Source organism: Streptomyces hirsutus, assembly GCF_001418415.1.
Lineage (GTDB): Bacteria > Actinomycetota > Actinomycetes > Streptomycetales > Streptomycetaceae > Streptomyces > Streptomyces hirsutus.
On the sequence record NZ_LIQT01000716.1, the window covers coordinates 1 to 5,607 of the forward strand.

Here is a 5,607-nt window from a genome sequence, read left to right on the forward strand (position 1 = left end):
GGGTTGGGTGGCCTCGTCCGCGCTGGTCGAGGGGGCGGTGGTCATCGGTGGGCTTCTCCCGAGGGCTTCTTGGCGGCCGTGGTGCTGCTCCAGTGGTCGGGGCGGCGGGGCGCCGAGTTCCCGGGACGTCTGTGTGAGCTGCGCCACTCATGGCGGCGGCGGTCCGTCGGACGCATGGCATCCTGACTCGATGGGAACTCCGAACGATCGTGCGCCCCTGGCCGAGCGGGTCGAGCAACTTCTCTCCGGTGACGGGCCGTTGCCCATCGTCGCGGCCGGGGACCCGCTGCTGCGGCGGGCGTCCGAACCCTTCGACGGCCAGTTGGAGCCCGCACTGCTGGCCCGGTTCGTCGAGGCACTGCGGGTCACCATGCACGCCGCGCCGGGAGTCGGGCTGGCAGCGCCGCAGGTCGGGGTGGGACTGCGGATCGCGGTGATCGAGGACCCGGCGCCCGTCACGGAGGAGGTGGCGGTGGCGCGCGGGCGGGTGCGGCAGCCGTTCCGGGTGCTGGTCAATCCGGTCTACGCGCCGGTCGGCGGCGGGCGGGCGGCGTTCTTCGAGGGGTGCCTGAGCGTCCCCGGGTACCAGGCGGTGGTGGCGCGGCACGCCGAGGTGCGGCTGACCGGGCAGGACGAGCACGGGCGGGCGGTGGACGAGGTGTTCGGCGGCTGGCCCGCCCGGATCGTGCAGCACGAGACGGACCACCTCGACGGCACGCTCTACCTCGACCGGGCGGAACCGCGCTCGCTGTCGTCCCATCAGGCGGTGGCGGAGCGCTGGGCACAGCCGACGCCGGAGGAGGCCGCGCGGGCGCTGGGCTTCGAACTGCCGTGACCGGGCGCGGGCGGGGCGGAGGAAACCCCTCCACGCCCGCCCCTCCGGGCCCTCAGGCGTCCCGGTACGCCTCCAGCAGCCGGAGCCACACCTCGCTGATCGTCGGGTACGACGGGACCGCGTGCCACAGGCGGGCGACCGGTACCTGGGCGGCCACCGCGAAGGTGGCCGAGTGGAGGAGTTCGCCCACGCCGGGGCCGACGAAGGTGACGCCGCGCAGGGTCTCGCTCTCGAGGTCGACGACCATGCGGGCGCGGCCCGTGTAACCCTCGCCGTACAGTCCGGCGCCGGCGACCGAGGCCAGGTCGACGTCGACGGCGCGGACGCGGTGCCCCGCTTCCTCCGCCTCGGCCAGGGAGAGGCCCACCGAGGCCGCCTCCGGATCGGTGAACACGACCTGGGGGACGGCGTCGTGGTCGGCGGTGGCGGCGTGCGCGCCCCAGGCGCGGTCGGCCACCGGCTCCCCCGCGGCCCTGGCGGCGATGGCCGCGCCGGCGATACGGGCCTGGTACTTGCCCTGATGGGTGAGCAGGGCACGCTTGTTGACGTCACCGACCGCGTAGAGCCAGTCCTGGCCGGTCACCTGGAGGCTGTCGTTCACGGTGAGCCAGGAGCCGGGTTCCAGACCGACGGTCTCCAGGCCGATGTCGTCGGTGCGCGGGGCCCGGCCGGTGGCGAAGAGGATCTCGTCGGCCTCGATCCGCTCCCCCGTGTCGGTGACGACCACGACGACACCGTTCTCCCTGGTCACCGAGGTGGCGGAGGTGCCGGTACGGATGTCCGCGCCGGCCTCGGTGAGCGCCTCGGCGACCAGTTCCCCGGCGAAGGGCTCCATGCGGGCCAGCAGGCCCTTGCCACGTACCAGGAGCGTGATCCGGGAGCCGAGCCCCTGCCACGCCGTGGCCATCTCGGTGGCGACGACACCACCGCCGACCACGATCAGCCTGCCGGGCACGGCCTGGGCGCTGGTGGCCTCCCTGCTGGTCCACGGCGCGACCTCGTCGAGTCCGGGCAGGCCGGGCAGCAGCGCGCGGCTGCCGGTGCAGACGGCGACGGCGTGCCGGGCGGTGAGGACGCGCCGCGTTCCGTCGGGGGCGGTGACGGTCACCGTGCGCGGGCCGGTGAGTCGGCCGACGCCGCGGTGGAGGTCGACGCCGACGGACTCGAGCCACTGGACCTGGCCGTCGTCCTTCCACTGGGAGGTGTACTCGTTGCGGCGGGCCAGGACCGCGTCCGCGTCGAGCGGCCCCCGCACCGACGCGCTCAGGCCGGGGAGGCGGCGGGCGTCGGCCCGGGCGAGGACGGGCCGCAGCAGGGCCTTGCTGGGCATGCACGCCCAGTAGGAGCACTCGCCGCCCACGAGTTCGCTCTCCACGATCGCGGTGGAGAGTCCCGCCGCTCGGGTGCGGTCGGCGACGTTCTCCCCGACGGGCCCGGCGCCGAGTACGACGACGTCGTAGCCGAGGGCTTCCGATTCCGGCGATTCCGCTTGCGTCTGCGTCATGACGCCAGTCTGGTGGGTGGTGTGCGTGGTGGCCACATGGGTAGGGGCGCGGAATACGTGACCGGCCGGTCGTGGTTGTACCGACGGCTCGCCCCGCTATCAGGAAGAGAGACGTAGACGATGAGCAGCACTGTGGAGCTCACCAAGGAGAACTTCGACCAGTTGGTCACGGAGAACGAGTTCGTTCTGATCGACTTCTGGGCGTCCTGGTGCGGGCCGTGCCGTCAGTTCGCGCCGGTGTACGACAAGGCGGCGGCGAAGAACCCGGACCTGGTGTTCGGCAAGGTGGACACGGAGGCCCAGCCGGAGCTGGCCGCGGCCTTCAACATCCAGTCGATCCCGACGCTGATGATCGTCCGCGATCAGGTGGCCGTGTTCGCGCAGCCGGGCGCGCTGCCCGAGGCCGCGCTGGCGGACGTCATCGGGCAGGCCCGGAAGCTGGACATGGACGAGGTCCGCAAGTCCATCGCCGAGCAGCAGGCGACGCAGGGCGACGGCAAGGCGGACGCCCAGAGCCGGGGCGAGTGATCGCCCCGGCTCCGGACATCGCCCCGGCTCCGGGCATCGCCGCGACGTCCGGAACGGGCGGTTCCGGGCCGGCCACTTCTAGAACGGGTACTGCGCGACGTCCCCGCGCACGGTGGTCCAGCGCACGTCGGTGAACGCGTCCAGGTTGGCGTCGCCGCCGAAGCGGGAGCCGGTGCCGGAGGCGGCGACGCCGCCGAAGGGAGCGACGGCCTCGTCGTTCACGGTCTGGTCGTTGATGTGCACGATCCCCGTCGGGATGCGCTCCGCCAGGTCCAGGCCGCGGGCCGCGTCCCGGGTGACGATGCCCAGGGAGAGCCCGTAGGGGCTCGCGGCGGCCAGGGCGGCGGCCTCGTCGGCCCCGGTGAAGGACCGTACGGGTGCGACGGGGCCGAAGACCTCCTCCGCGTAGGCGGGGGTGTCGTCGTCGGTGTCCGCGAGGACGGTGGGCCGGTAGAACAGCCGGTCGTGGGTCCCGCCCGCGGCGAGTTTCGCCCCGCCGGCCGTACTGGCCCCGACCAGGGCGTGCACCTTGTCGAGCTGCCCCTGGTCGATGAGCGGGCCGAGGTGGACCTGCTCGCGGTGCGGGTCGCCGACGGCGAGCGAGTCGGCCTTGGCCGCCAGCCGTTCCACGTACTCGTCGTAGAGCGAGGCATGCACCAGGTGGCGTCCGGTCGTCATGCAGATCTGGCCCTGGTGGAAGAAGGATCCCCAGGCGGCCGTGGAGATCACCGCCTCGAGGTCGGCGTCCTCGAGCACGACCAGCGCGGAGTTTCCGCCGAGTTCCAGGTGGGCCCGCTTGAGGTGACGGCCGGCGGCCTCGCCGACGTGCCGGCCGGCCCCGGTGGAACCGGTGAACGAGATGACGGGGATCCGCGGGTCGGCGACGAGCGCCTGGCCGGTCTCCGCGCCGCCCGGCAGGACGTGCAGCAGCCCTTCGGGCAGTCCCGCCTCGGCGAACACCGCGGCGAGCGCCAGCCCGCCGCAGACCGCGGTGCGCGGGTCCGGCTTCAGGACGACGGCGTTGCCGAGCGCGAGGGCCGGGGCGACGGAGCGGATCGACAGGATCAGCGGCGCGTTGAACGGAGCGATGACGCCCACCACGCCCACCGGCACCCGCCGCGTGTACGACAGCCGGGGCCCCTCGGTGGGCAGCACCTGGCCGGCCGGGCGGGAGGCCAGGGCCGCGGCCTCGTAGCACTCCTGGGCGGCGACGTGCAGTTCGAAGTCGGCCTTTCCGGTGATGCTGCCGGACTCGCGGACCAGCCATTGCCGCAGCTCTTCGGCGTGCGCGCCGAACAGGTCGCCGGCCTTGCGGAGCACCGCGGCACGGACGAAGTGCGGGGTCCTGGCCCACTCGGCCTGTGCGGCGCGGCCCGCTTCCGCGGCGACCCCGACGTCCTCACCGGTGGCGAGGGTGACGGTGGCCAGTTGTTCGCCGGTGGCGGGTTCCGTAACGGTGTGGTCGGGGCCCGAGAGGGGACGGGGCTGCCAGGTCGTGGTGTCGAGCAACGGCATATGACGGCTCTCCGATCGGTCGCCGGGCTCCGCGCGAGCGCGAGCCCGGCTGTCCTTACGCGTACCAAATGGTTGACCACGCAACATCCTAGTCACGCAGCACCAGAGGCGCGGGGCGTGCCGTACCGGTGCCTCGGCGCCCTCCCTCCGGGGTGATCCGGCTCCCCATCATCCGACGATGCGATCGCGTGCCGCATGTCCGCCCGCCCCGCACCGGGCCGCACCGCCCGGCGGCGACCCGCGCCGGCCCGCGTCAGCCGGATTCGCGCCGGATCACCGACGCGCCCAGCACCTTGTGCGCCTCGGGGGCGGCGGCCGGGTCGCGCACCGCGCGGTCGACGAGTGCGGCGAGCTCGGTGCCGGACGGCAGGTCGAGGTGGACAGTGGTCAGCCGGGGCCGCAGCAGCCGGCCCAGCATGAGGTTGTCGGCGCCGACCACGGCCGTCTCCTCGGGGACGCGGACGCCGGCGTCCTGCAGCGCCCGCATCAGCAGCATCGCGTACTCGTCGTTGTACGTGAACACGGCGTCGAGGCCGAGGTCGCGCCATCGGGCGGCGAGCCTCGCGGCGGCGCCCTCGTCGTGGGCGAGGGCCAGTTCGGTGACGGTGGCGCCGGTGCCGCGCAGGGCCGCACGCACTCCCGCGAGGCGGGGCGCGGAGAACGCCTCCAGACCGGACTCGCGCGGAACGACGACACCGATGCGGCGCCGTCCCTGGTCGAACAGGTGCGCGCCGGCGCTGTGGCCGACGACGTCGTGGTCCATGAGCAGGGCGTGCGCGCCCTCGACGGTTTCCGGGCCGAGGGTGACCACGGCACGCGCGCCGGAGCGTTTGAGCACGGCGACGCCCCGGGGGCCGAGTCCCGAGCCGGGGACCAGCACGGCCACGGGACGCAGCTCGGCCCAGGCGCGGGCGGCCTCGTCGTCGTGCACGCCGACGGTGCCGTACTGCACGACGGTGTAGTCGAGGCGGCCGAGAGCCACCTGGAGATCGTTGATGAACTGGCTGTAGACCGGGCCGACCGGGAAGGCGGGGGCGGGCATCAGCACCATGCGGCTGTGCCCGGCGCGTAAGCTGCGCGCCGCCGCGTGCGGCACGTACCCGAGTTCCCTGGCGGCCTCGCGGACACGGCGGCGGGTGGGCTCGCTGATCCGGACGGCGTCGGCATTGTTCAGGACGTAGGAGACGGTCGCGCGCGAGACGCCGGCCAGGCGGGCCACGTCGGC

At 73.9% G+C, this 5,607-nt stretch carries 5 protein-coding genes; 2 read left to right on the forward strand and 3 right to left on the reverse strand.

The features are described from left to right. Positions 1-190 precede the first annotated feature (190 nt). Positions 191-835, forward strand: a complete 645-nt coding sequence (locus tag AOK11_RS37800) for a peptide deformylase (protein WP_055598135.1) — start codon at positions 191-193, stop codon at positions 833-835. A gap of 52 nt (positions 836-887) precedes the next feature. On the opposite strand, the gene AOK11_RS37805 is transcribed toward AOK11_RS37800, so the two are convergent. Continuing rightward, positions 888-2,339 (reverse strand): dihydrolipoyl dehydrogenase family protein, encoded by a 1,452-nt coding sequence (locus AOK11_RS37805; RefSeq protein ID WP_055598138.1) that lies wholly within the window; start codon positions 2,337-2,339, stop codon positions 888-890. Positions 2,340-2,459: 120 nt separating this feature from the next. Here AOK11_RS37805 and trxA point away from each other — a divergent pair, with 120 nt between their 5' ends. Beyond that, positions 2,460-2,867 (forward strand): thioredoxin, encoded by a 408-nt coding sequence (gene trxA / locus AOK11_RS37810; RefSeq protein ID WP_055598136.1) that lies wholly within the window; start codon positions 2,460-2,462, stop codon positions 2,865-2,867. A 78-nt stretch (positions 2,868-2,945) separates the two neighbouring features. Here the strand turns inward: trxA and AOK11_RS37815 are convergent, their stop codons facing one another. Next, complete coding sequence (locus tag AOK11_RS37815) at positions 2,946-4,382, reverse strand: aldehyde dehydrogenase family protein (protein ID WP_055598137.1); 1,437 nt, start codon at positions 4,380-4,382, stop codon at positions 2,946-2,948. A 253-nt stretch (positions 4,383-4,635) separates the two neighbouring features. Beyond that, on the reverse strand, positions 4,636-5,607 hold a 972-nt coding region (locus tag AOK11_RS37820; protein ID WP_055598139.1), incomplete at its 5' end, for a LacI family DNA-binding transcriptional regulator.

Excerpts from the sequence above, each read along its gene's own strand:
- AOK11_RS37800 (WP_055598135.1), top strand. The coding sequence starts at position 191 with ATGGGAACTCCGAACGATCGTGCGCCCCTGGCCGAGCGGGTCGAGCAA.
- AOK11_RS37805 (WP_055598138.1), bottom strand. The coding sequence starts at position 2,339 with ATGACGCAGACGCAAGCGGAATCGCCGGAATCGGAAGCCCTCGGCTAC.
- trxA (WP_055598136.1), top strand. The coding sequence starts at position 2,460 with ATGAGCAGCACTGTGGAGCTCACCAAGGAGAACTTCGACCAGTTGGTC.
- AOK11_RS37815 (WP_055598137.1), bottom strand. The coding sequence starts at position 4,382 with ATGCCGTTGCTCGACACCACGACCTGGCAGCCCCGTCCCCTCTCGGGC.